Origin of the sequence: Campylobacter sp. MIT 99-7217 (assembly GCF_006864365.1) — a bacterium.
GTDB lineage: Bacteria > Campylobacterota > Campylobacteria > Campylobacterales > Campylobacteraceae > Campylobacter_D.
In genome coordinates this window covers 22,031-44,762 of record NZ_QHLJ01000004.1, presented here as the reverse complement: position 1 = coordinate 44,762, position 22,732 = coordinate 22,031, and the positions used below count along the sequence as shown (strand labels likewise).

General features: G+C 35.3%; 27 protein-coding genes and 4 tRNA genes. 4 read left to right on the top strand and 27 right to left on the bottom strand.

The window, feature by feature from the left end:
• Positions 1–2: 2 nt before the first annotated feature.
• Genes DMB92_RS04460 through DMB92_RS04420 form a run of 9 tightly spaced genes read right to left on the bottom strand, consistent with a single transcriptional unit; the run spans position 3 to position 8,100 of the window.
• Entirely contained in the window at positions 3–728 is a 726-nt protein-coding gene (locus DMB92_RS04460) for an ABC transporter ATP-binding protein (RefSeq protein WP_142681857.1), read from the bottom strand.
• Entirely contained in the window at positions 729–1,838 is a 1,110-nt protein-coding gene (locus tag DMB92_RS04455) for an ABC transporter permease (protein ID WP_142681856.1), read from the bottom strand.
• A complete protein-coding gene (tkt, locus tag DMB92_RS04450) occupies positions 1,835–3,736 on the bottom strand; it encodes a transketolase (RefSeq protein ID WP_142681855.1) in 1,902 nt (633 codons plus the stop codon). The genes DMB92_RS04455 and tkt overlap by 4 nt, the downstream gene beginning before the upstream one ends.
• A gap of 11 nt (positions 3,737–3,747) precedes the next feature.
• Positions 3,748–4,593 (bottom strand): polyprenyl synthetase family protein, encoded by an 846-nt coding sequence (locus tag DMB92_RS04445; protein WP_142681854.1) that lies wholly within the window; start codon positions 4,591–4,593, stop codon positions 3,748–3,750.
• Complete coding sequence (locus tag DMB92_RS04440) at positions 4,590–5,693, bottom strand: PDZ domain-containing protein (RefSeq protein WP_142681853.1); 1,104 nt, start codon at positions 5,691–5,693, stop codon at positions 4,590–4,592. Before DMB92_RS04440 ends, DMB92_RS04445 begins: the two co-directional genes overlap by 4 nt.
• On the bottom strand, positions 5,690–5,992 hold the full coding sequence (locus DMB92_RS04435; protein ID WP_142681852.1) for a YbaB/EbfC family nucleoid-associated protein: 303 nt from the start codon (positions 5,990–5,992) through the stop codon (positions 5,690–5,692). Before DMB92_RS04435 ends, DMB92_RS04440 begins: the two co-directional genes overlap by 4 nt.
• A 35-nt stretch (positions 5,993–6,027) precedes the next feature.
• Positions 6,028–7,311 carry a UDP-N-acetylmuramoyl-L-alanyl-D-glutamate--2,6-diaminopimelate ligase gene (locus DMB92_RS04430; protein WP_142681851.1) on the bottom strand — a complete coding sequence of 428 codons (1,284 nt, stop codon included), beginning with the start codon at positions 7,309–7,311 and terminating at the stop codon, positions 6,028–6,030.
• The gene (locus DMB92_RS04425; RefSeq protein WP_142681850.1) at positions 7,308–7,847 is read right to left on the bottom strand and encodes a histidine kinase; all 540 of its coding nucleotides are present in this window, start codon (positions 7,845–7,847) and stop codon (positions 7,308–7,310) included. The genes DMB92_RS04430 and DMB92_RS04425 overlap by 4 nt, the downstream gene beginning before the upstream one ends.
• Entirely contained in the window at positions 7,828–8,100 is a 273-nt protein-coding gene (locus DMB92_RS04420; protein ID WP_142681849.1) for a NifU family protein, read from the bottom strand. The genes DMB92_RS04425 and DMB92_RS04420 overlap by 20 nt, the downstream gene beginning before the upstream one ends.
• Positions 8,101–8,551: 451 nt before the next feature.
• Between DMB92_RS04420 and DMB92_RS04415 the strand changes: the two genes are divergently transcribed.
• Both DMB92_RS04415 and DMB92_RS04410 read left to right on the top strand, forming a co-directional pair.
• Positions 8,552–9,745 carry a multidrug effflux MFS transporter gene (locus DMB92_RS04415; RefSeq protein WP_142681848.1) on the top strand — a complete coding sequence of 398 codons (1,194 nt, stop codon included), beginning with the start codon at positions 8,552–8,554 and terminating at the stop codon, positions 9,743–9,745.
• 57 nt (positions 9,746–9,802) lie between these two features.
• The gene (locus tag DMB92_RS04410) at positions 9,803–10,297 is read left to right on the top strand and encodes a hypothetical protein (RefSeq protein WP_142681847.1); all 495 of its coding nucleotides are present in this window, start codon (positions 9,803–9,805) and stop codon (positions 10,295–10,297) included.
• Between the two features lie 224 nt (positions 10,298–10,521).
• Here DMB92_RS04410 and rplQ read toward each other — a convergent pair whose 3' ends face one another.
• The 15 genes from rplQ to DMB92_RS04335 all read right to left on the bottom strand — a co-directional run bounded on the left by rplQ (position 10,522) and on the right by DMB92_RS04335 (position 18,564).
• Positions 10,522–10,875, bottom strand: a complete 354-nt coding sequence (gene rplQ / locus DMB92_RS04405; RefSeq protein WP_142681846.1) for a 50S ribosomal protein L17 — start codon at positions 10,873–10,875, stop codon at positions 10,522–10,524.
• A gap of 3 nt (positions 10,876–10,878) precedes the next feature.
• Positions 10,879–11,892 carry a DNA-directed RNA polymerase subunit alpha gene (locus DMB92_RS04400; protein WP_142681845.1) on the bottom strand — a complete coding sequence of 338 codons (1,014 nt, stop codon included), beginning with the start codon at positions 11,890–11,892 and terminating at the stop codon, positions 10,879–10,881.
• 12 nt (positions 11,893–11,904) lie between these two features.
• Positions 11,905–12,531 carry a 30S ribosomal protein S4 gene (rpsD, locus tag DMB92_RS04395; RefSeq protein ID WP_142681844.1) on the bottom strand — a complete coding sequence of 209 codons (627 nt, stop codon included), beginning with the start codon at positions 12,529–12,531 and terminating at the stop codon, positions 11,905–11,907.
• A gap of 16 nt (positions 12,532–12,547) precedes the next feature.
• Positions 12,548–12,940: a 30S ribosomal protein S11 gene (gene rpsK / locus DMB92_RS04390; RefSeq protein ID WP_142681843.1), complete on the bottom strand. Its 393-nt coding sequence runs from the start codon at positions 12,938–12,940 to the stop codon at positions 12,548–12,550.
• Between the two features lie 9 nt (positions 12,941–12,949).
• The gene (gene rpsM, locus DMB92_RS04385; protein ID WP_142681842.1) at positions 12,950–13,315 is read right to left on the bottom strand and encodes a 30S ribosomal protein S13; all 366 of its coding nucleotides are present in this window, start codon (positions 13,313–13,315) and stop codon (positions 12,950–12,952) included.
• A 2-nt stretch (positions 13,316–13,317) separates the two neighbouring features.
• Positions 13,318–13,431, bottom strand: coding sequence for a 50S ribosomal protein L36 (gene rpmJ / locus DMB92_RS04380; RefSeq protein WP_142681841.1), 114 nt, complete (start codon positions 13,429–13,431; stop codon positions 13,318–13,320).
• 247 nt (positions 13,432–13,678) lie between these two features.
• Positions 13,679–13,897 carry a translation initiation factor IF-1 gene (gene infA, locus DMB92_RS04375; protein ID WP_142681840.1) on the bottom strand — a complete coding sequence of 73 codons (219 nt, stop codon included), beginning with the start codon at positions 13,895–13,897 and terminating at the stop codon, positions 13,679–13,681.
• A 102-nt stretch (positions 13,898–13,999) separates the two neighbouring features.
• Positions 14,000–15,523 (bottom strand): disulfide bond formation protein B, encoded by a 1,524-nt coding sequence (locus tag DMB92_RS04370; RefSeq protein WP_185900161.1) that lies wholly within the window; start codon positions 15,521–15,523, stop codon positions 14,000–14,002.
• Between the two features lie 9 nt (positions 15,524–15,532).
• Positions 15,533–15,700 (bottom strand): dihydroneopterin aldolase, encoded by a 168-nt coding sequence (locus tag DMB92_RS04365; protein WP_142681839.1) that lies wholly within the window; start codon positions 15,698–15,700, stop codon positions 15,533–15,535.
• A gap of 116 nt (positions 15,701–15,816) precedes the next feature.
• Positions 15,817–17,298 (bottom strand): cardiolipin synthase, encoded by a 1,482-nt coding sequence (gene cls / locus DMB92_RS04360; RefSeq protein ID WP_142681838.1) that lies wholly within the window; start codon positions 17,296–17,298, stop codon positions 15,817–15,819.
• A 69-nt stretch (positions 17,299–17,367) separates the two neighbouring features.
• Positions 17,368–17,455 (bottom strand) — tRNA-Ser (locus tag DMB92_RS04355).
• Between the two features lie 14 nt (positions 17,456–17,469).
• A tRNA-Cys gene (locus DMB92_RS04350) sits at positions 17,470–17,543 on the bottom strand.
• Positions 17,544–17,558: 15 nt separating this feature from the next.
• A tRNA-Leu gene (locus DMB92_RS04345) sits at positions 17,559–17,647 on the bottom strand.
• Positions 17,648–17,650: 3 nt separating this feature from the next.
• Positions 17,651–17,725, bottom strand: a tRNA-Gly gene (locus tag DMB92_RS04340).
• 56 nt (positions 17,726–17,781) lie between these two features.
• A complete protein-coding gene (locus DMB92_RS04335; RefSeq protein WP_142681837.1) occupies positions 17,782–18,564 on the bottom strand; it encodes an SIMPL domain-containing protein in 783 nt (260 codons plus the stop codon).
• 76 nt (positions 18,565–18,640) lie between these two features.
• Here DMB92_RS04335 and mutY point away from each other — a divergent pair, with 76 nt between their 5' ends.
• Complete coding sequence (gene mutY, locus DMB92_RS04330; protein ID WP_142681836.1) at positions 18,641–19,699, top strand: A/G-specific adenine glycosylase; 1,059 nt, start codon at positions 18,641–18,643, stop codon at positions 19,697–19,699.
• Positions 19,668–20,528 carry a radical SAM/SPASM domain-containing protein gene (locus DMB92_RS04325; protein WP_142681835.1) on the top strand — a complete coding sequence of 287 codons (861 nt, stop codon included), beginning with the start codon at positions 19,668–19,670 and terminating at the stop codon, positions 20,526–20,528. The genes mutY and DMB92_RS04325 overlap by 32 nt, the downstream gene beginning before the upstream one ends.
• Positions 20,529–20,532: 4 nt before the next feature.
• Here DMB92_RS04325 and DMB92_RS04320 read toward each other — a convergent pair whose 3' ends face one another.
• Genes DMB92_RS04320 through surE form a run of 3 tightly spaced genes read right to left on the bottom strand, consistent with a single transcriptional unit; the run spans position 20,533 to position 22,704 of the window.
• Complete coding sequence (locus DMB92_RS04320) at positions 20,533–21,273, bottom strand: class D beta-lactamase (protein WP_142681834.1); 741 nt, start codon at positions 21,271–21,273, stop codon at positions 20,533–20,535.
• A complete protein-coding gene (locus DMB92_RS04315) occupies positions 21,270–21,935 on the bottom strand; it encodes a ThiF family adenylyltransferase (RefSeq protein WP_142681833.1) in 666 nt (221 codons plus the stop codon). Before DMB92_RS04315 ends, DMB92_RS04320 begins: the two co-directional genes overlap by 4 nt.
• Positions 21,925–22,704, bottom strand: a complete 780-nt coding sequence (gene surE / locus DMB92_RS04310; protein WP_142681832.1) for a 5'/3'-nucleotidase SurE — start codon at positions 22,702–22,704, stop codon at positions 21,925–21,927. Before surE ends, DMB92_RS04315 begins: the two co-directional genes overlap by 11 nt.
• Between the last annotated feature and the right edge of the window lie 28 nt (positions 22,705–22,732).

The following is a 22,732-nucleotide window of genomic DNA, read 5'->3' as shown; positions in this document are numbered from 1 at the left end:
ATCTACTCCATAAATTTCTCATAAAGTCTTTGATTTTGACTTTGTAACTCCTCTTTCGTGCCATAAAAACCTACTTTTTTATTTTCCAAGATGATGAAGCGATCAAGTAAGGCTCTCATGCTTTCTTTATCGTGAGTTACAAGAACTATGCTTAGTTTAAAGCCAAGTTTAAGTTTTAAAACCAGCTCATCAAATTCACGCGAGCTGTAAGGATCAAGCCCGGAAGTTGGTTCGTCCAAAAAAAGCAAGCGACTATCAAGTGCTAAAGCCCTAGCAATAGCCACTCTTTTAACCATACCCCCACTAAGCTCACTTGGATACAAAGAAGCGACATTTTCATTAAGACCAGCCATTTTAAGCTTCATCATCACAAGTTCTTTGATAGAGTTTTGGCTCAAATTTGTATATTCTTTTAAGGGAATGGCTATATTTTCAAAAACACTAAAAAAACTAAACAAAGCACCAAACTGAAAAACAACTCCCCATTGCTTCCTAAGCTCTAGAGCGTCTTTTTCTTTAATATTTCTAAGTTTTTTTCCAAAAATTTCATATTCGCCCTTATCAAAATGCTCAAGCAAAAGCATTTGTTTTAAAAGCACGGATTTACCGCTTCCACTTCCACCTAAAATACCAAAAATTTCATTTTCATTAACTTCAAAGCTCACTCCCTCATGGATACTTTTTGTATCAAAACGAGTAAAAATTTCTTTTGCTTTAATCACGGGCATTTAAATTCCTAATTGGGTTAAAAAGATAGAAAATAAAGCATCAAAGGCGATCACCCAAAAAATCGCTTCCACAACGCTTTTTGTCGTATAAATTCCAATGCTTTCAGTGGTATCTTTGACCTCAAAGCCCCTAAAACAAGCTATAGTTGCGATCAAAAAGCCAAAAACAGGAGCTTTTATAAGTCCTATGATGATATGCTTAAGTGCAACAGCTTCTTTGAATCTTCTTATAAATTCAACAAAATTTACATCTAAGCTAAACTGAGCTACAAGCATGCCTCCAAAAATGCTTATCCCATCAGCCAAAGCAACGATCAAGGGCATAGCTAAAGCTAAAGCCATGATCCTAGGCATGATCACAAATCTTGCTGATGAAAAGCCCATGGTGTTCATAGCAGCGATTTCATCTGTGATTTTCATCACGCCAATTTGTGCTGTGTAAGAACTTGCACTGCGTCCAGCGATAACTATAGCAGCGATTAAAGGAGCGATTTCTCTTGTTGCTGCTATGCCCACTAGATCAACGATGAGTATATTTGCACCAAATTGAGCCAGTTGATAGGCTGCTTGGTAAGCCAAAACGACGCCCACAAGTAAAGAAGTGATCACGATAATACCGCTTGCATTTAAAGCACTATGTTGTATGTGATACAAAAAGGAAATAAAACGAAAGTCTCTAGGGTGCTTAAAATAATGAAAAAACTCAGTAAAAATCATACCTACAAAGATCAAAAATCTTTTAAAAATCGCAAGAGCTTTTAGGGTTTGTTCGCCTATATAAACAAAGAAATTTATCCTTGTTAAGCCTTTTTTTGCAGGAAGTATCCTAAGATAATTTTTCTCACACAGGTCAAAAAGGGTTTGAAAATTTGGCTTTAAGTATTCCCTTTTTACCTCAATACCTAGTTTTTGCAGATCATATTGTAAGGCTAGAAAATACCTAATGCCAGCTGTATCGATATGCTCAAGCCTTGAAAAATCAAAAATAAGCCTTTTATAATCACTCTTAAAAGGCTTTTGTTCAAAACCACTCACAGAGTTTTTATCCCAAACACCACAAACTAAAGCTCTTACGCCTTGTTCTTCTGTTTGAAAGATAAGTTCATTCATGAGTTTTTAAGCACAAACTCAAGCAGTTTTGAAACACTAAAACCAAAATGCTCGAACACATCTTTATCCTTGCCACTTTCGCCAAAGCTTGAAATACCATAAACGGCGTCGCAAAATTGAAAAAGCTCTTTTGAATTTGCAGCCTCAACGCCTATCACCTTGCCCTTTAAAAGCCTTTGTTTATACTCCTTGCTTTGTTTTTCAAAAAGCTCATAACAAGGCATGGAAATGACATTACAAGGCAGATTTTGCTTTTCAAGCTCTTTTGCCACCCCAAGACAAAGGCTCACCTCGCTACCGCTTGCAAGCAGGCTAAATTTAGGCTCTTTGCTTTCTTTGAGCAAATACGCTCCATTTTCAACATCTCCAAAAACGCCCTCATCTAAGGCTTTAAGCTTTTGGCGTGAAAGCACAAAAGCACTTGGAACATCGGCATTTAAAGCCACCTGCCAAGCTTTGGCATTTTCGTTGCCATCAGCAGGGCGAAAGGTAAGGAAATTTGGCATGGCTCTAAAGGTGCTAAGTTGTTCTATAGGCTGATGTGTTGGTCCATCCTCTCCAACTCCTATGCTATCGTGCGTAAAGATGAAAAAATGCTTGATTTTCATCAAGGCAGCTATCCTTGCAGCAGGTTTTAAATACTCGCTAAAAATGAAAAAAGTTGCCGAAAAAGGTAGGAAAATTCCATATCTTGCAAAGGCATTGTTAATGGCTGCCATAGCATGTTCTCTTATGCCAAAATGTAAATTTTTTCCCTCGACAAAATCGCCAAGCCCCTTAAGCTCGGTTTTATTAGACGGTGCTAAATCAGCACTTCCGCCTAAAAAACCCTCAAGCTGAGTGGCAAGCGCGTTGATGATTTCGCCGTTACTATCTCTAGTTGCTATATCTTTACCTTTAAAATCAGGCAAAACAAGCTTCTTAAAATTTGGATTTAAAAGCTTGTTTAAAAACTCTTTTTTGCCTGATTGCTCAAGCTTTTTATCCCATTTTGCCTGTGCTAAATCCCCAAGCTCTACAGCACTTTGAAAGGCAAATTTTACTTCCTCGCTGATAAAAAATTGCTCATTTTCATCAAAGCCTGCATTTTTCTTAGCTTCTTTGATGATTTCTTCTCCTAAGGGTGCGCCGTGTGAGTGGTGGCTTCCCTCAAGCTTGCCAGCTCCTTTTGCGATAGTCGTTTTCGCGATGATCAAACTTGGCTTAGAGCTTTTTTTAGCCCGCTCTAAAGCCTCATTAATCTCATCATAATCATGCCCATTGATCTTAAAGACCTCAAAACCCTGTGCTTCAAAACGCATTTTTATATCTTCATTAAAGGCGATTTGAACCTTTCCTTCTATGGAAATTTCATTGCTATCATAAATGATGATGAGATTATTTAAATGATGAAGCCCAGCCAAAGAACAAGCCTCATAAGAAATTCCCTCTTCTAAGTCTCCATCTCCGCACAAACAATACACCTTATGATCGATCAAATCGCTTCCTAGCAAGTTCTCAGCCTTTTTTGCCGCCATGGCAAAGCCTACTGCATTGGCTATACCTTGTCCTAGCGGACCTGTGGCGATTTCAACTCCGGGCGTGGTGATTTCTGGGTGTCCGGGAGTTTTAGAATGAAGTTTTCTAAAATCCTTAAGATCATCAAGACTTAAATCATAGCCACTTAAGTGCAAAAAGCCATAAAGCAAAGAACTTGCATGTCCGCCTGAAAGCACGAAGCGATCTCGGTTTAGCCATGTTGGATTTTTGGGATTGTGTTTTAAATGATAACTTAAAACGCTCATAATATCAGCCAAGCCAAGCGGAGCACCCGGGTGTCCTGAATTTGCCCTTTGCACCATATCTGCACTTAAAAATCTCAAGGTATCAGCTTGTTTTTTTAGCAAGGCTTTATTCATTTTCATGTCCTTTATAAGTATTTTTGCATTAAATTTTTAAGCTCAAACGCAAGCTTTTCATCAAAATCAAGAAGTAAATTTTCACATTCTAAACTAAGTTTTTCTTTGCTTTTTAGGGCATTTTCTATGCCGAGTAAATTTACGAAAGAATTTTTTTGCGTGTCGTGTTTTGTGGGCTTTCCAGCACTTTTTTCATCGCCTAAAAAATCGATAATATCATCATTTATTTGAAAAAGCAAACCAAGCTTTAAGCCAAATTCATACAAGCTTTTGCATTGCTTATTTTCAAGCTCGCAAATTATAGCACCCATTTCCAAGCTCGCAGCAATAAGCCTTGCCGTTTTGTGCAGGTGCAAAAACTCAAGCTCTTCTAAATTTAGCCTCTTGCCCTCAAAAAAACAATCAATAGCCTGACCCAAAACCATACCATGAAGCCCAGCATTAAAGGCTAAAATTTCACTAAGCCTTGTTTTGATCTCATCTTTAAATTCGCTTTTAGCAATGAGCAAAAAAGCTTCGGTATTTAAGGCATCGCCTACTAAAATCGCCGTTGTTTCATCATAAAGCTTGTGAAGTGTAGGCTTTCCTCTTCTAAAATCAGCATTATCCATAGCTGGTAAATCATCATGAATGAGCGAATAAGTATGAATGCACTCCAAAGCTAATGCGATTTGAAGTGCTTTTTTAAATTCGCTTGGCTTAAGATGAGTAACAACGCTTAAAAGAAGCTTTGCACGAAAGTGCTTGCCCCCAGCAAGCAACATATTTGACAAAGCCTCGTTAAAAAAGGGGTGAAAGCTTTGAACACTTGGTAAATTTGCTTTTAAATACTCTTGAAAGCTTTGCTCTAAGCTCACTTTGTAAGCCTTATGAAAAACTGAAAGATTCCATCGCCTGAGCTTTGATTTTGTTTATTTGCCACAGGTAGATTAGTATTTTTTCTTGCGATCAAAACATCAAATTGATTTCCAGCCGCAAGTAAGCCTTGTAAGCTTTGTAAGGTTCTTACTTCTTGGTTATTGAGCCTTAAAATTTTATCTCCCACCATAAAGCCTGCAAGAGCGGCTTTTGATCCGGGTTCAACACGACTTACAACTAAGGCTGGAGTGATACTTAAACCTAAACTTGTGCGGTAGTTGGGATTTGCTGGCTTTGGCTTATCATTTCTTGCATTAAAGCTTGTGCCAAAATTTTGCAAGCTCGCTTCGTTTAAATTTTTAGCAAAAACACGGGTTGAGATATTAACATCATGATTATCCCTTAAAACCTTGAAATATAGCGTGCTATCTCTATCTGAAAAGAGGATTTTTTCATTAAGTAAGCGTATATCGTTGTAGTTTTTATCATCAACACTCACGATTTCATCATTAATTAAAAATTGTCCATTATTGCGGACATTTTGCACATAAATTTTGTTATCTCTTAGAGCAAAATCAACGCCTATATCGCCCCAATACACATCATTGTATTTTTTAAAGTGGTTTAAATAGCGGTTTCCTATAAAAGCACCATTTTCTAAAGAAATACCTATCATCAAGCAACAACAATCGTCAAGCTGTCCAACCTTGGTTTGAAAATCAACCCTATCTCTTTCGTGGATATTTTGAGCAAGGTATTTTAAATGTCCTATGTAGGCTTGATTAGCATCAGGTATGCCTACCCAGTCGTTGCGTGTTAAATTTTGTTCATCATTTGTTTTTGTTGGAAATAAACTAAAATCAGTTCGAACAAGATATAAATTTAAGAAAGGATCGTATTTTACATATTTGTTAAGTTTTTGATTAGGTGTTTTAAGCACAGCAAGCAAATTTTCGCTCAAAGCAAAGGCTTGCATACCCTCATAAACTAAAATGCTTGCTTTATTTTTTTCAAAACAAGCCGCATAATCTTCTTGTCTTGGTCTTTCTATGGCAAAAATAAAGCTACTTAAAAGTACTAAGCTTATAAAAATTCTCATGATTTTAATCCTCCAAAGATATTGCTTACCATTGATTGTTTATTTTGAGCAACCATACTTAAAACATCATTGATCGCTGAAATGAGTAAAATTTGTAAAGATTCTTTATCTTCAAGTAAGCTATTATCGATATTAACATCGATGATTTCGCCTTTTCCATTTGCGCTAACTTGTACAAGTCCAGCCCCACTTTTAGCACTAAATTCTCTTTTGCCAAGCTCTTCTTCAAATTCCTTTGCCTGTTCTTCAGCCTTAGATAAAAACTCATTCATTTTAGAAAAATCAAGATTTTCAAACATTATACTACCTCTTTAAATTTATGAAAAGTTTTATTTTAGCATGTTATTCCTAATAGCTCTTTGACCACTATCTTATCGCTAAAAGGATACTTAATGCCTTTGATTTCTTGATAAGTTTCATCTCCCTTACCCAAGATCACAACAAAATCGTCATTTTTTTGAAGTTCTAAAGCCTTTTGTATAGCCTTTTTCCTATCTACCTCAGTAAAAACGCTTTCATCTTGCTTGATACCTGAGCTAATATCTTTGATGATCTCAAGAGGATCTTCGCTTCTTGGATTATCACTTGTGATGATCATGGTTTTTGCAAATTTTTTAACAGCCTTTGCCATTAGGGGACGCTTGGTTTTGTCTCTATCTCCACCTGCACCAAAAACAACGATCAAAGGCTTATAGTTTAAAGCTTGCAAAACTTTTTCTATCCCATCAGGAGTATGAGCAAAATCCACGATCACATTTTTTGCCACAAGCTCAACCCTGCCCTCAACCCCTTGAAACTGAGATAAAGCCTGAAGTAAATCTTCTATTTTGGGCTTTACAAGCTCATTTATGCAAGCAAAACAAGCAAGGAGGTTGTAAAGATTGAAAAGCCCTACAAGATGAGAGTTAAGTTCGTATTCTTTGTTTTGAAATTCTAAGATAGCTTTGATTTGAGTGCTTAAATCGTATTTTTTGATATGATAATTAGCCTCAGTTTTTATGCCGTAAAAGATAGTGTTTTTGGGATTGTGATGAATGGCTATAGCGTCTTTGTTGATGATTTTTAAGCTCTCATCAGTAAAAAAACTTTCCTTAGCCTTTTTATAGTTTTCAAAACTTTTATGAAAATCTAAATGATCCTGAGTTAAATTTGTAAAGATTTTTGCCACAAAGCTTAGTGCTTCTATGCGATCTTGCACCAGAGCATGCGAGCTTACTTCCATTATAAAAAACTCGCATCTTTCTTTGCTTGCAGCTTGCAAATACTCTAGGGTTTTTAAGATAGGTGAAGTGGTTAAGCCTTTTTCATCTAAAATTTGACCATTGATAAAAGCTCCTCTTGTGCCACACATAGCAACTTTAAAACCAAGTTTTTGTAGGACAAAATAGATCAAATTTGCTGTTGTTGTCTTGCCATTTGTGCCTGTTATGCCGATGATTTTTATATTTTCATCAATGTTTAGAAGTTTTTTGCATTCTTTAAGATCGATAAGTTTGGCTTTTTTTTGATTTGCTTGTTCGCAAAAGGCTAAATTTTGCTTTGTTTTTACAAAATACGCATTTTCATTGCATTCTAAAGAATTATCTGTGATAAAGCCTTGATCAAGCTTGATGATCATTTTTCTTCCTTAAGTTTTTTAGCAAGCTTTTCAAATCTTTCATTGCCGTAAAAATGAAAAGAAGTAAGCTCGATATAATTGAGTGTAGTTTCTTTATATCCATAATCCAAAAGCTTTTCTAAAAAATCCAAAAAATCTTCCTTATCATTGATAACAAGTTTATTTGCAAAGATCACATTTTCAAAGCTTTTTTTAAAGCCGATCTTTTTTTCACTTTGCAAAAAATCTTCATAGCTTAAGGTAGAACTCTCATCTTCATGTGTAAGATCTTGGAAATTTCTTTTTGCTTCATGTAGGGCTAAAATTTGTTCAAAATCCTTGTCTATTTTAGGGTGATAATAATGTTTGAGGTAAAAATCAAGCAACACAAAGGCTTCTTTACTTGATGAAAGAGCAAAATCACAAAGGGCTATGAGATTGAGGAGCTTTTTATTTTTTCTTTTTTGATAAGCGAGATTGAAAAATAATTTTGCATTTTTAAAATCTTTGTTATAAAAATGCTCAAGTGCTATTTTTTTATAATCTCGAGAACTCATCATATCCGCCGTTTAAATTAACCAAAGAAATATCAGGGTGAATATCAACCTTAAGTTGTCTTTCAAGTCCATATTTTAGTGTTGTTCCACTTGCTGCACAACCCTTGCAAGCACCGATTAAATGTATATAAACAACACCTTTTTTAATCCCTAAAAACTCATATCCACCGCCATCTTGCTCAAGCATGGGCAAATTCTTTTCTAAACTAGCTTTTGCAGGTTCTATAAGCTCTTCGTCGCTAAAAGGTAACATGTTCTTGTCCTTTTATTTTTGCTTATAATTTTATCTTGATTTGCTTTAAAATAAAGTAATAAATTTAAAAAAATATTAAATTTATTTTTAAAAAGTTTGCTTTCAAAAGCTTAATTTTATTAAATTTTTTATAAGTTTTATTTGTCTTTTGCTTCTTGTTTGAAAATAATAAATATAAACTTATTCTAACACTTGATAAATCTTAGGTCAAATCTAGTTTAATTTTAGATACAAGTAAGAAATATTGAAATCTTACTCAATCTTAAAGAATAAAAGCTTTATAATCAAATTTTTAGGGCGAATATCAACCCTAAAGTTATCTTTCAAGTGCGTTTTTTAGTTAGGTCATAAATAAAAATTTATTTCCCTTGAAAATTTAAAGATAAATTCTTGACTTTACAATATGATTGTGTTACACTCTAAATTTTGAATTATTATTTGAGGAAAAAAAATGCAACAGCACACGAAAATCAGCGGTTTTGCAAAGTATAAGACTATTTTTATTTTAGCCTTTATGTCCTCCATTGCTCCACTTTCAACAGATATGTATTTACCTGCTTTGGGGCATGTAAGACAAAGTTTTGAAACAAGTGAGTTTTTAACCCAGCTTTCCTTGGCAAGTTTTTTCATCGCCTTTGCTTTGGGACAGCTTATTTATGGACCATTAAGTGATATTTTTGGAAGAAAAAAACCTCTTTATTTTGGAGTAGCACTTTTTATCTTATCAAGTCTTGGTTGCTTTTTGGTTGATAATATTTATATTTTCATCTTGTTGCGTTTTTTTGAAGCACTTGGGGGTTGTGCTGGTGTGGTGATAGCAAGAGCTATTGTTAATGATTTATTTGAGGTAAGAGAAGCTGCTGGAGTATTTGCTTTAATGATGGTTGTCTCAAGTGTTGCCCCTATGCTTTCTCCAACCTTTGGTGCGCTTCTTTTAGATTTTTTTTCTTGGCATAGTATTTTTGCGACCTTGTTTATTTTGGGTCTTGCCTTGTATTTGTTGATTATTTTTGCTCTTAAAGAAAGTAGTGTGAGCATTAAGAAGGAAAAACTTTCTAATAGGCAAATTCTTAAAAACTATGCCCTGATCTTAAAAGATAGAGCTTTTATGGTTTATGTGCTTTCAGCCACTTTAGCTATGAGTGCTATGTTTGCTTATATTACAGGTTCTTCTTTTGTTTTTATCGAGTTTTTTTCCCTTTCTTCTCAAACTTATGGCATACTTTTTGGAGTAAATGCTTTAGGATTTGTTATTTTTGCTAATATCAACGCACCCTTAGCCCTAAAATTTTCTCCTGAAAAGATCTTGCCAAAGGCTTTTATTTTTATCTTTCTTTTTAGTCTTTTGGTTTTTATTTTCGGCTTGCTTGAAAATTTTTGGCTTTTTGAAATTTCTATTTTCTTTACCATAGCTATGCTTGGCTTTTTGCTTCCAAATACAACAACTTTAGCTATGGCTAGATTTAAAGAACACTCAGGTGTGGCTTCTGCTGTTCTTGGTTGTATCCAATTCGGTTTCGCTGGGGCGATTTCTTTTGTTGTGAGTGCTTTAAATGCTAATAATCCTATTTGGCTTGGAAGTATCATTTGTTTATGTTGTTTTATTGGTGTTTTAGTATTTTTCTTATTTAAAGCTAAAGAATAATAAAACTTGTTATGAAAATTTAGTTATGATTTGTATATTTTTTATAAGGATAAGATGATGAGAAGAATTATTGTATGTTTTTTATTGCTTTGCTCTTTTGCTTTTGGTGTTCGTATAGGGGGCTTTGAACTAAGCCCCGAATTTGGTTTTGGCGCTCAAAATACAAAAAGTAATGGAGAAAGTCATTCAGATCTTAGTGCTTATGGTCGCGTTTGGGTGGGTGTTAATGACTTTGTGTTTGCTCCACAAGTAAGATATAATCAAGTCTCAGTCTATCAAGATAAGCTTACAAATTGGCAGTATGGAGCTTTATTTGGTTATAATTTTGACTTATTTGTCCTTTATGCAACGCCTTTTGTGGGACTTAACTACTCCACTTATGATAAATTTTATGATAATAAACTTGCTTATAGTGCTGGTTTGAGAGTGAGTCCGAATTTTATCCCTGTTTCAGCAAGTATCGAGTATGAATATTTGCGTCCAACAAATAAATTCATAGGGAGAGAAAAGAAAATGGACGCTTTGCGTTTTAGCGTAGGTGTAAGTTTTTGATCAAATAAGACTTAATGATTAAGACTTGTTTTAGTGCAATTTAATTACGATAAGTTTTTTTTGTATACTTAGATCTACTTAAATTTAAACTTCTTGTTGTATATAAATTTTTAAATAAGTTATTTACATTTGTATAGAAGGACCTTTTAGTTAAGTGAGTTAAGTATTAGTTATAACTTTGATAAAAGAATCAAAATCAAGCCTTAAAAATAAGGCTTGAAAATTTAAGCTACAAATTCAATGTAAGCCATTTGTGTCGCATCGCCACGGCGAATTCTGGTTTTAATGATCCTTGTATAGCCACCAGCTCTTTCTTTAAATTTAGGAGCGATCTCGTTTACAAGTTTATTTGTTGTGCTTTTATCTTGCAAATTCGCAAATACAGCTCTGTGAGCGTTAAAATCCCCTTCTCTAGCACGAGTAATAAGCTTTTCTATATAGGCTCTTAATTCTTTTGCTTTTGGTAGAGTTGTTTCGATTTTTTCGCTATTAATCAAGGCTATGCTTAAATTTTTAAGCAAGGCAGCACGGTGAGATGAGGTTCTGCCAAGCTTTCTGTATCCGTGTTTGTGTCTCATTGTTTATCCTTCATTTTGTGCTTTAAGTTCAGCAATCTTTTTTCTAAGTACTTCTTTGTTGTCGCTAAGCTTTGAAGTACCTACCGGCAAGCCTATGCTTTCCATGATATTTTTTATCTCATCTAGAGACTTTTTACCTAAATTTTTAAGCCCTGCAAGCTCATTTAGGCTCATTAAAGCAATCTCGCCTATATAGGTAATGCCTGCTTTTTCGAGACAGTTAAAGCTTCTTGCACTTAAATTTAAATCCGTGATATTTTGTAAAAGCTTCATGTTTTCGATTTCATGAGTTGCTGATTGGCTTTTTACCAAGCTTCCAACATTAGTGATCTTATCAAAAACAGAAAGCTGTCTGTACATTGCTTCAAGGGCATTCTCAAAGGCTTTATTTGGTGTGATTTGTCCATCTGTTGTTATGGTAAAAACCACTTTTTCATAGTCTGGATTATCTTCAAAAAGCACTTTTTCTATATCATAAACAGCTTCTCGAATAGGTGTAAAGAAAGCATCTAAAGCTATATATTTTGTATCCGGGATAAGATTTCTTATCTCTTCACTCGGAACATAGCCTATGCCTTTTTCGATGATGAGACTAAATTTAAGTTCAGCATCTTCATTTATGGTTGTGAGATAGCTTTCTTCATTAACCACTTCAACAATGTCATTGTTGAGATCCTTTCCATGAATTTCTTTTGCACCCTTGAAATAAAACTCTACGATTTCTTTATTTGAATCAGTTTTGAGTTTAAAACGCATTTTTTTAAGATTGATGATGAAAAGTGCCACATCTTCTAGCATTCCATGCATGCTGTCAAATTCATGACTCACTCCATCTATATGTAAAGCCGTTGGTGCAAAGCCTATAGTACTTGTGTAAAGCAAGCGACGCAAAGGGTGGGCTAGGGTAATGCCATAGCCTATCTCAAATGGCCAAACACTGATTTTAGAGCTTGTTTCGCTGATCGCTTCAACGCTAAATTCAGTAGGTGTATAAGCACTTGTTGTAATCGTTCTCATATGCACCCCTTATTATTTAGAGTAAAGCTCAACAATAAATCTTTCCTCAACAGGAATGACAACTTCTTCTCTTTCTGGCTTTCTTGTGAAAATTCCAAATCTCTTGTCTTTTTCCACATCGACCCAAGCAACTATGCCTGTTTGTGCTGTAAGCTCGATAGCTCTTGTGATTTGTGGATTATTTTTACTTTTTTCAACAACCTCAACCTTTGCCCCAGCTTCAACGCGGTAACTTGGGATATCCACTCTTTTGCCATTAACTAAGATATGCCCATGAGTTACAAGCTGTCTTGCAAAGCGACGAGTGGTTGCAAAACCCATTCTATAAACAACATTATCAAGTCTTTGCTCTAAAAGTTGAATGAGTAAAACCCCGGTATTGCCATCTCTTCTTGCAGCTTCAGCAAAAAGGCGGCGGAACTGCTTTTCACTCACGCCATACATAAATTTAGCTTTTTGCTTTTCTCTTAGCTGAAGTCCGTATTCGCTGATCTTGCCTTTTCTAGCTCCGTGTTGTCCGGGAGCATAAGGGCGTTTATCTAGGGCACTTTTTCCAGCAAGTCTTCTTTCGCCTTTAAGGGCTAGACTTACTCCAAAGCGTCTTTCTAATTTTTCTACAGGTCCTCTATATCTTGCCATGTTCTACTCCTTTTTCTTACACGCGTCTTCTTTTAGGCGGTCTGCAACCATTGTGAGCCAAAGGAGTAATATCTTTTAAGAATAAAACCTTAATGCCCTCTATCGCACCTACGCTTTTTACTGCTGTTTCTCTACCGCTTCCTGGTCCTTGAACCTTGATACCTACTTCTTTAATGCCGTGTTCTTTTGCCTTATTCATCGCATCTTCAACGGCTTGTTGTGCTGCGTAAGGAGTGGATTTTTTAGAACCCTTAAAACCAAGTCCGCCCGCACTACTCCAAGCAATAGCATTTCCCATTTCATCAGTAACTGTTACCATAGTGTTATTAAATGTAGCACTGATATAGACAATGCCTCTTGCTATATTTTTTTTAACAACTTTTTTCTTGACTATTTTTCTTTTTGCCATTTTTTATCCTTATGATTTCGCACCGACTGTTTTTCTTTTGCCCTTGCGAGTTCTTGCGTTCGTTTTTGTTTTTTGTCCGCGAACAGGCAAACCTTTTCTGTGTCTTAAGCCTCTAAAACTTCCTAAATCCATAAGAGCCTTAATATCCATAGCAACTTGTTTTCTAAGATCACCCTCAACCATATAGTGTTCTTGAATTTCCTTACGGATCGCTGCTGCTTCATCTTCGCTTAACTCGTGAACTCTTTTATCATAAGAAATCCCTGTCTTATCTAGGATCTTTCTTGCACTAAAAAGCCCTATACCATATATATAGGTAAGTCCGTACTCTATCCTTTTTTTCTTTGGTAAATCAACACCTGCGATACGAGCCATGTTTATCCTTGTCTTTGTTTGTGTTTTGGATTTTCGCAAATAACGCGAACTACACCTTTACGGCGAACTATTTTGCACTTGTCGCACATCTTTTTTACAGATGGTCTAACTTTCATGCCCTTCTCCTAAAAATGAATTCCACTTCATTTTGCAACAACTGCATTTTAGGTTTTTGAGTTGAACCAACTATTTTCAAAACAAGTGGTAAATTTTGAAAATACTTCTTCGCATAGTTTTTGTTTGTTGCAAAAAGCTTAATTTTATCAAAAATAGCTTTAAAAATTTATAAATTTTTAAAATAAGAGCCTATAAAATTTGATTGTAAAAATTTTTATTCTCAAGATGAGTAAGATTTAAATTTTCTCACTTATATCTAAAAGTGATACGCCCCTTATCAAGACTATAAGGAGTAAGCTCAACCTTGACACGATCCCCTGGCATGATACGGATATAATGCATACGCATTTTTCCTGCGATATGACAAAGTATCACATGTTTATTATCAAGCTCGACCTTAAAATTCGCATTAGGTAAAGCCTCAACGACATTGCCATCAATTTCTATCACATCATCTTTTGCCAAGATCTGTCCTTAAATTTTGATTTATAAAAGGCTCAAATTCTATCAAATTTAAGCTTTAAAAAAAATGAATTTTGAAAGTGTGAGCCTTAAAGCTCACACGAGTTATTGCAAGGTAAAGTATATGTTCTTTCCATCTTGATATGAAAGGATATGAAGTTTGCCCTCATCATCTATATGTAAGGCTCTTGCATTTGTGATTTCAGCCGGATAAGCTATGGTATCAACCACTTTTTCTTCATAAGGATCGATTAAAACGATAACATTGTGATTTTTACTCAAAGCATAAAGGCTTTTATCCTTAAGTTGCATAGCTGTTACATAAAGTTCTCCAAGACTTCTACCCTCTTTAAGCGTATCAGCTTTTGGAGTAAATTCTCCTGAAAGCACCCTATCATCAAAAGAGAATTTAGAGATCACGAAGCTTTTGCTATCTTTGTTGTTTGGCACTGTGGCTGTGTAAAAATATTTTTCATCATTACTCATGCTTGCAATGTGGTTGTATTTTGCACGAACGGTGTCAAGTCTTGCCCTTCCTAAGCCTTGTCCTTGTCCTTCAAATTTATCAGCACCCTTGATGAAATCAGCGTATTGTAAAGCTTCATCGGCGTTAGGATTTTTGCCAAATCTAAGCAAGGTTTTATTTGAACCAATTAAAATATATTTATCTTGCATGAAAGGCACTATACCAACGATAGGATCAATGGTTGCTGAGAAGTAAGGATCGATTTCAAATTCATCTTTAAGTTGGAAATCTTGATCCATAAAATACACATTCCATTTTGAGCTGGTTACAAATTCTCCATTAATGAAATTTAGAGTGTTTAAAGGTTTGTCGATTTCTATTGTTTTTTGATCGATGATTTTTACTTCCTGAGTAATGGCTAAAGGAGAATTGTTTGAATCATTGTCAAAACTAACTCCAAGTTTTTGACTTGCTGGTGCAAAAGCATAATCAGGGGCTTTCACATCTCTTTTGCCTAAGAAAGAAAAGCTTGTCCATGTGCTTTTCCAACCATCTGTACTCCAAATAATATATTTTGGATTAAGAGAAAAACGAACCGGATCACCTTGCCCTACAAATGGAGGTACACCGGTACTTACGAAGGCTTGAAAAACATTTGAAGCAACGATTAAAGCTGAGATAACAAAGGCAGCAAAGCTAAATTTACCAAATTGTCTTACCTTTTCTCCGTTCATTTCTTTTTCAAAAACACTAAATTTAGGTGCAAGGAAAAACATAACACCAAGTAGCAAAACAACAGCAAAGAAAACTACTTCCGCCCAAAAATAAGTATGGATACCAAAAACTTGTAAGCTAAAGCCTTGATCTAGGTCTCTGTGAGCGTGGTTTCCATATTGTGCAAAAGACTGATAAAGTCCAAAGGCTGTCATTACGAGCAAACTTGCCAAATACTGAGGCTTTAAACCATAACGGAAAATGAAAAGTGCCATGACACCTATGAAAATCATCGCCTCTCTTTGTCCCCAACATAGGGTGCAAGGGCTATCTCCCATCATGTAACCAAAGATAATATTTGCAATCCCAACAGGCAAAAGTATAAGTATAAAGCCTGCTAAACACATAAGAAAATAAAAATTTTTCGCTTTTGTAATTTCGTTGTTCATCTTATCTCCTTATGGATTTATGGTCGTTAAAAACGCACCGGATTTGTGTCCTACATAGAGGAAGATCATGATCGCCCAAGAGGCAATAACAAGAGTAAAAGCCAATTTTTCTTTTTCTGGCTTTTTAATGATTAAAATCATTGCGATTAAAACCATTAGAAGTTCCAAGAATTCCATTCTTTCTCCTTTATTAAAATTAGGAGCTAATTTTAATAAATTTAAATTTTAAGAAAGCTTAAATTTTACATAATTTAATGATAATTTTTATTATTTTAAAAATAAATCTTTTTTGTTTAAAGCATAGGAGCAAAAAGCCTGCAAATAGAATTTCTCAAACGGATAAGAATATTTTGCTTTTGGTATTCTTGCAGGGTAATGAGGCGTGAGTATTTAGCGTTTTCATTGAAATTTTCTTCAAAGTTTTGAGCCACTTTTTTATCGTAAAAAACGGCATTGATCTCATAAAGTAGATAAAAACTTCTTATGTCTATGTTACAAGAGCCTACACAAACAACTTCTGTGTCGATACAACAAGACTTGCTATGTAAAAAACCTTTTTCATAAAGATAAATTTTAACTCCAGCATTGAGCAAGTTTTCAAAATAAGTTTGAGCTACCCACCAAGAAAGCTTGTGATCAGGAATTCCAGCTATCATCAAATGTGTTTTTACCCCACTTAATGCCGCATTTTCTAAGGCTTGTAAAAAACTTTCATCAGGGACAAAATAAGGCGTTTGGATATAGATATTTTTTTTGGCAAGATTAATCATTTTTGAATACATTCTTTGGATATTTCCCCATTTAGAATCAGGTCCTGAAGTGATGATTTGCATAGGAAGGTAGTTTTTTACATGAATTTGAGGAAAAAGCTTGCTCTCGTAGTTTAAAAGCTTATCGCCTAGTTTTTCTATATTTTCAAAAAATTCATTAAGATCTTCTCCTCCGCTATTGTGCCAGTCGCAAATAAAAATATTTTGCAAAAGATGACAAGCTTGACCTACAAGTCTTAAGTGAGTATCTTTCCAAGAGCTAAATTCTTTGCCTCCGTCTATGTATTCTTGTCCTACATTCATACCACCTGTATAAGCGATATTTCCGTCGATTACAACGATTTTCCTGTGATTTCTGTAATTAATAAAGCGAGTCCAAAGTATGAAAAAAGGATCATGAAAATAAAGAAATTTGATCCCATGTTTTTTCAAGTCTCTTTTGTAAAAAGCACTTATACCAAAAAGGCTTCCAAGTCCATCAAAAATGAGCCTTATATCAACACCTTCCTTAGCCTTTTGTATAAGCACTTCTTTTATCCTTTTGCCCAAAGTATCACTTCTAAAGATATAGTATTGCATGTGAATGCTTGTTTTTGCTTGTCTTAAATCCTCTAGCAAGCGGTCAAAAAGCATTTTGCCCTCATAAAAAATTTCAACCTCATTTTGTGTTGTGATAGGTGTATAAGCAGTATTTAGAGCAAGATTCATTAAAGAGGTGTTAAGTTTATGATCTTTCATTTTTTTAAGGATTGTATTTTCATCTTCTAAGTGAGATGAGAGGAATTTTTTAAGTATGTCTTCAGGGAGCTTGGCTGAAATTTTTTCTTTTGATTTTTTCCAGTCTATACCAAAGAAAATATACAAAAAAGCCCCAACATAAGGCAAAAAGACCAAGACCATGAACCAAGCAAGGATAGAATTTGGGGATCTATTTTCAAGAAGCATTCTTAAAGTGATGATAGCCACATAAGTAAAAAATAAAATCGTCAAAATATAAAAAATCATCTTCGCTCTTTAAGACAATACAAGGATTTTTGATCTGGGCTTTGTGTATTGTTTTGGCATTATCAAATGTGGCCGGGAGAAAGGGATTCGAACCCCTGGAGGTGTTACCCTCAACGGTTTTCAAGACCGCCGCTTTCGACCACTCAGCCATCTCCCGTAATTTTGCCTTTTTGGAGGCGACACCCGGATTTGAACCGGGGATCAAGGCTTTGCAGGCCCATGCCTTACCGCTTGGCTATGTCGCCCTGATAACCATAAAGTGGTGCCCGAGGCCGGACTTGAACCGGCACGGAAGAAAAATTCCGAGGGATTTTAAGTCCCTTGTGTCTACCAATTCCACCACCCGGGCAGGTGGAGCGGGAAACGAGATTCGAACTCGCGACCCCAACCTTGGCAAGGTTGTGCTCTACCCCTGAGCTATTCCCGCAAATTTCTTTAAAAACTAGAATTGTATCAAAATATTCTTAAAAAGATTTGAAGTTTTTAGGGATTTTTACAAAGATAGCGAACGCTTGCATTAGCCTTTCTTGTTTGTTCATCAACCAGTGGTAAGGCATTTGAAAACGAATCATTGCTCATTCCACTTGCCTTAGCTGAACTCATAAGAACTCTTGGCTCTATATTGTGGCTATTTGAGCTAAGCTCTAAATTTTGCAAAGTGCAAGCTTTTTGCGTCAGTTCTGAAAAATAAGTTGCCTTTTCTTGAGCTTGTTTGATCAGCTCTTCTTTGAGCTTTTCATCGCTTTGTTTAAGGTCTTGTTCTGAAAAACTCGCCTTTAAAGCAGGTATAGACATAGTAATGTAGTTACTTTGGGTTGCGATTTTATCCATATCATTTAAAAGCGTGTTATAAATTTGAAGTTGTTCTTTTGAGATCGTGCAGTTAAGATATGCACTAAATCGTTGTCCTTTTGGTATAGAAATGCCGTCTTTATAAGAAAATGTGGGTTCTACACTATAGCTTCCACCTCTACAAATTTTATCCTTAGAAGCCCTATCTAAGATAGCATTGAATGCTTTTGTGATTTCTGCTTTTTCGCTTCCGCTTAAATTTTCCTTTGTGCTTAAAAATGCACTTGCTGAAAATTCCACATTCGAAGTGAAGTTGCTAGGAGTGATATTTAAAGAGCTTTCGATAACTTCATTAACTACTAGCCTATCATCGCGTGGGGATTTTTTGAAAACAAATTCAGTAAAAACAAGCCCACCAAGAAAGGCTATAAGACACAAAATTCCTATCCCTAAACCCTTTAAAAAAGCCATCATTACAACTCCTTAGAATTTTATAAAAGCTCATTTTAATATCTTTTTACTTAAAATACAATTTTATTTTAGGATTTCAATGAACTTAGAGCTTTTGCAAGAAAAAATTTTATCTTGGTATGAAAAAAACGGACGCAAAGAACTTCCTTGGCGTTATTTAGCAAGAAAAAAAGGGAAAAAATTTTTAGATCCTAAGTTAAAAGCCTTTGATAAGCTTGATAGAGCCTATCTTGTTTATATTAGCGAGATTATGCTTCAGCAAACTCAGGTTAAAAGGGTCTTAGAGCATTTTTATTTCCCCTTTTTAGAAGAATTTCCAAACCTAAAAAGCCTAGCAAAAGCTGATGAACAAAGGCTTTTAAAGGCTTGGCAAGGGCTTGGTTATTATCACAGAGCAAGGAATTTAAAAAAATGTGCAAAAACTTGTGTGTTAAATTTCAAAGCCAAGCTTCCTAAGGAGCTTAAAGAGCTTGAAAGGCTAAGTGGGATAGGCTCTTACACAGCAAGGGCTATTGCTTGTTTTGCTTATGAAGAGGCTTTAGGCTTTGTTGATGGTAATATTAGCCGTGTTTTAAGTCGCTTTTTTGCCCTTGAAAATCCAAGCTTAAAAGAGCTTCAAGCAAGAGCTGATGAGCTTTTAAATCCCAAAAATGCCTTTGATCATAACCAAGCCTTACTTGATATAGGAGCTTTGATTTGCACGCCTAAAAAAGCTCAGTGTAAGCTTTGTCCCCTAAATGAAGCTTGCAAGGGTAAAAATGAGCCCTTAAGCTATCCACAAAGCAAGAAAAAAAATTATGAAAATTTAGATCTTGCCTTGTTTATCTTAAATTTTGAGGATAAAATTGCTGTATTAAAAAGTAAGGAAGCCTTGTATAAAAATTTGTATAATTTCCCCTTTGATAGGCTTGAAAACTGCGAGCTTGAAGATATGAGCCTTTTAGCCCAGTTTAAGCATAGCTATACTAAATTTAAGCTTAATGTGAAGATTTTTTATCAAATTTTGAAAGAAAGGGATCAAAGATATGAGTTTAAAAGGGTGCAAGATTTACAAAAGCTAGCCCTTTCAAATTTAAGTTTAAAGGCTTTGGAGCTATTTAAAAAAGATGAAATTTCAAAAAATTTATATAGAACTTAGTGATATTTGCGGACTTGAATGCTCTTTTTGCCCTAGTGTTAAGGCACTTAGGGGTGTTATGAGCCTTGATGATTTTGAAAATTTAGCAAGGAAAATCCACAACAAAGCGAGGCTTTTTACCTTTCATCTACTTGGCGATCCTTTGATCTTGGAAAATTTAGAGCAGTATTTAAACATAGCAAGAGCTTATAAGATGAAGCTAGAACTTACCACAAGTGGCTTTTATTTGAGCAAAAAAAATCAAGCCTTACTTTTAGAATTTGATAATATCAGGCAAATTAATCTTTCCTTAATGTCCTTTTTAAGTCAAAAAAAGCTTAAATTTGAAGCTTATTTTAGCCCTATTTTAGAACTTTGCGATAAACATATAAGCTTAAAAAAGCAAAGCTTTATTAATCTTAGACTATGGAATTTAAAGCCCAATTTTCAAAGTCCCTTGCAAAATGAGCCAATTTATAAGCTTTTAGAAGAGCATTTTAAGCTAAAAATAGACAAGGAGGCTAGGCAAAACCGCCTTGCTAGAAAGATTTTTTTACACCAAGCAAGGCTTTTTAAATGGGCTAGTTTAAACTCTAAAAAGATCAAAACAACAGGCTCTTGTCATGCTCTTTCAAAACAGCTTGGAGTGCTTAGCAATGGGATCTTAGTGCCTTGCTGTTTGGATAGTGCTGGACAAATAAATCTTGGAAATATCTTTGAAAACAGCCTAGAAGAGCTAAGCTTAAAGCCAAGATTTGTAAAAATGAAAGAGGGCTTTAAAAGGGGTATTTTGCTTGAAGAACTTTGTCAAAAATGTGAGTTTTATAAGGCTAGGAATTTATCTTTGTAGGCTTTTAAAAGTATTTATATTGTAATGCGTTTTCAAGCAAAAGTTCTCTCTTTGGCAAGTCTTCGAAGTCTTTGATGTCTAAATTCATCGCAAAGGCAAGCTTTTTTTGCTTTACGAAGCCTATTATCCAAGCGAGGCCTATTTTGTCATTAAAACCCGTTTTTGCGTAAATTCCGCTCTTTAACTCAAGAGTTTTTATCACCTCTTCTTGAGCTTTCTTAGAAAAAGGCAAATCAAGTCTCATCAAAGCAAAAAGCATATCCACCTGCTCTTTTGCCGAAATTTTCAAACTATCATCAAGCCAAAACTCATCAATCAAGCTTATTTTTTCATTGCCATAAGCAAGCTTTTTAAGCCCTTCTTTCATCTTTTTAAGTCCGATTTTTCTAGCAAGCTCTTTAAAAGCTGGCACAGCCGAGTTTTTCATAGCGGTGCTTAAATTTGCATCTTGCGCCCAACTTTGTAAAAAAACCTTTTCGCCCTTATAAATATAAAAAACCTCGTTAGCGTCTTTTATAACGCCATTATCAAGGGCGATGAGTGCGTTTGCGATTTTAAAGGTCGAAGCAGGACTAAAGGCTTGATTTGCCCTTTTAAAATCATTACTTTTATAGCTTAGTCCATCAAAACTTATTAAAACGCCGCTTAAATTCATATCCTTAAAAAGATCTTTTAAATTCTCATCAGCTTTTAAAACGCTTAAAAATAATAAAAAAATAAAAATTTTTTTGAAAGCTAAATTCATTTTTCAAGCACTTTTTTTAAGGCTAAACTCGCCAAAGCTAGTCCAAAAGAAGCCGTAACGCCCATAAAAGAGCCAAGATCCTTACAATGTGCTTCCTCGTCTGAAAAAACCACATCAAAATCGCCCCTAAAGCCACTTTTCCTAAGCTCATAGCGGAATTTTTTAGCCAAGGCATCGCCGTGCGTTTTGAAGATCGAAGCTGTTTTGATACGCGTTGGATCAAGCTTTCTAGCTCCACCTGTGGCACTGATGAAAATTTGTTGTTTAAAATTTATCGCGTGTGCTAGGGCTACTTTTGCAGGGATATCATCGATCGCATCGATAACAAGATCAAATTTGCTTAGATCAAAACCTTGCAAAAACTGCGTATCGATCTTACTCACAATGCCCTTTACCTTGGCATTTGCTCCATAAATTCGCTCAAAAACCTCAGCCTTTGCCTCATCTATAAATTCACTATGAAGCTGGCGGTTTTGGTTCGTAAGCTCGAATTTATCAGCGTCAATGAGGGTAAAATCCTTAAAACCCGTGCGAAAAAGCGTATCCACACAGATCCCACCAACGCCACCAAGCCCACAAACTAGGACTTTCATTTGACCAAGCTTTTGAAATTTATCCTCGCCGATGAGCCATTTTACACGGGTGTATCTGTCATTCATCATCAAGTCCTAGCCATTTTTTAACGCTTTTTATCCTTTCATAAGCCGTAAGATCAAGCATTATGGGCGTTATGGTCGCATAGCCTTTTTTAAGCAAGCTTATATCACTATCTTTTTCATCGATATGATCAAGATCAGCAGCAGCAAGCCAAAAATACTCAACGCCCCTAGGATTGACATTTGAGCTTGCTTTATAGTTATACACTCTTTTTCCTGCCTTGCAAACTTTTATACCCTTAAATTCGCTCTTTGCGGAGGGAAAATTGACATTTAAAAACTCTTTTTTACCCAGCACAAAGCCTTCATTAAAGATCTTTTTTACGATTTTTTTGGTGATTTTTAAGGCGTTTTTAAAGTCAAATTCCTTTTCTTTTGCTGTATAAAACTGCGACAAGGCAAGGGCTGGAATTCCTTGCAAAACAGCTTCCATAGCCCCAGCACAAGTGCCTGAATAGGTGATATCCTCGCCTACATTTGCCCCTTTGTTGATACCGCTTATCACAAGATCAGGCAAACGCGTTTTATAAAGAGCATGCAAAGCAAGGTAAATACAATCACTTGGCGTGCCATCATCAAGCTTGTAAAATCTTTTTCCAACCTTTACAAATTTAAGCGGTTTAGTAAGTGTGATAGAGTGCGAGCAAGCTGATTTTTCACTAGCTGGAGCGACAACCGTAACCTTTGCCTTAAACTCTTTTCTAAGCATTTTAACAAGCTTTCTAAGCCCCTCGCTTTCAAAGCCGTCATCATTTGTGATCAAAATTTCTTTCATTAAATTTTCCTTAAAAATGAAGCTAAAT

Coding starts and splice junctions, on each gene's coding strand:
- DMB92_RS04420 (WP_142681849.1), bottom strand. CDS start 8,100: ATGTTACCTTTTAGCGACGAAGAGCTTATAGAACCTGCAAAAGCTAGT.
- cls (WP_142681838.1), bottom strand. CDS start 17,298: ATGATTTTTTATATTTTGACGATTTTATTTTTTACTTATGTGGCTATC.
- tkt (WP_142681855.1), bottom strand. CDS start 3,736: ATGAATAAAGCCTTGCTAAAAAAACAAGCTGATACCTTGAGATTTTTA.
- DMB92_RS04430 (WP_142681851.1), bottom strand. CDS start 7,311: ATGATCATCAAGCTTGATCAAGGCTTTATCACAGATAATTCTTTAGAA.
- rpsM (WP_142681842.1), bottom strand. CDS start 13,315: ATGGCTCGTATCGCAGGTGTTGATTTACCAAAGAAAAAAAGGATAGAG.
- DMB92_RS04370 (WP_185900161.1), bottom strand. CDS start 15,523: ATGAACAACGAAATTACAAAAGCGAAAAATTTTTATTTTCTTATGTGT.
- DMB92_RS04435 (WP_142681852.1), bottom strand. CDS start 5,992: ATGTTTGAAAATCTTGATTTTTCTAAAATGAATGAGTTTTTATCTAAG.
- DMB92_RS04425 (WP_142681850.1), bottom strand. CDS start 7,847: ATGAGTTCTCGAGATTATAAAAAAATAGCACTTGAGCATTTTTATAAC.
- DMB92_RS04460 (WP_142681857.1), bottom strand. CDS start 728: ATGCCCGTGATTAAAGCAAAAGAAATTTTTACTCGTTTTGATACAAAA.
- DMB92_RS04365 (WP_142681839.1), bottom strand. CDS start 15,700: ATGGAATTCTTGGAACTTCTAATGGTTTTAATCGCAATGATTTTAATC.
- mutY (WP_142681836.1), top strand. CDS start 18,641: ATGAACTTAGAGCTTTTGCAAGAAAAAATTTTATCTTGGTATGAAAAA.
- DMB92_RS04415 (WP_142681848.1), top strand. CDS start 8,552: ATGCAACAGCACACGAAAATCAGCGGTTTTGCAAAGTATAAGACTATT.
- rpsK (WP_142681843.1), bottom strand. CDS start 12,940: ATGGCAAAAAGAAAAATAGTCAAGAAAAAAGTTGTTAAAAAAAATATA.
- DMB92_RS04400 (WP_142681845.1), bottom strand. CDS start 11,892: ATGAGAACGATTACAACAAGTGCTTATACACCTACTGAATTTAGCGTT.
- DMB92_RS04325 (WP_142681835.1), top strand. CDS start 19,668: ATGAAATTTCAAAAAATTTATATAGAACTTAGTGATATTTGCGGACTT.
- DMB92_RS04455 (WP_142681856.1), bottom strand. CDS start 1,838: ATGAATGAACTTATCTTTCAAACAGAAGAACAAGGCGTAAGAGCTTTA.
- surE (WP_142681832.1), bottom strand. CDS start 22,704: ATGAAAGAAATTTTGATCACAAATGATGACGGCTTTGAAAGCGAGGGG.
- rplQ (WP_142681846.1), bottom strand. CDS start 10,875: ATGAGACACAAACACGGATACAGAAAGCTTGGCAGAACCTCATCTCAC.
- rpsD (WP_142681844.1), bottom strand. CDS start 12,531: ATGGCAAGATATAGAGGACCTGTAGAAAAATTAGAAAGACGCTTTGGA.
- DMB92_RS04410 (WP_142681847.1), top strand. CDS start 9,803: ATGAGAAGAATTATTGTATGTTTTTTATTGCTTTGCTCTTTTGCTTTT.
- rpmJ (WP_142681841.1), bottom strand. CDS start 13,431: ATGAAAGTTAGACCATCTGTAAAAAAGATGTGCGACAAGTGCAAAATA.
- DMB92_RS04440 (WP_142681853.1), bottom strand. CDS start 5,693: ATGAGAATTTTTATAAGCTTAGTACTTTTAAGTAGCTTTATTTTTGCC.
- DMB92_RS04320 (WP_142681834.1), bottom strand. CDS start 21,273: ATGAATTTAGCTTTCAAAAAAATTTTTATTTTTTTATTATTTTTAAGC.
- DMB92_RS04335 (WP_142681837.1), bottom strand. CDS start 18,564: ATGATGGCTTTTTTAAAGGGTTTAGGGATAGGAATTTTGTGTCTTATA.
- DMB92_RS04315 (WP_142681833.1), bottom strand. CDS start 21,935: ATGATGAATGACAGATACACCCGTGTAAAATGGCTCATCGGCGAGGAT.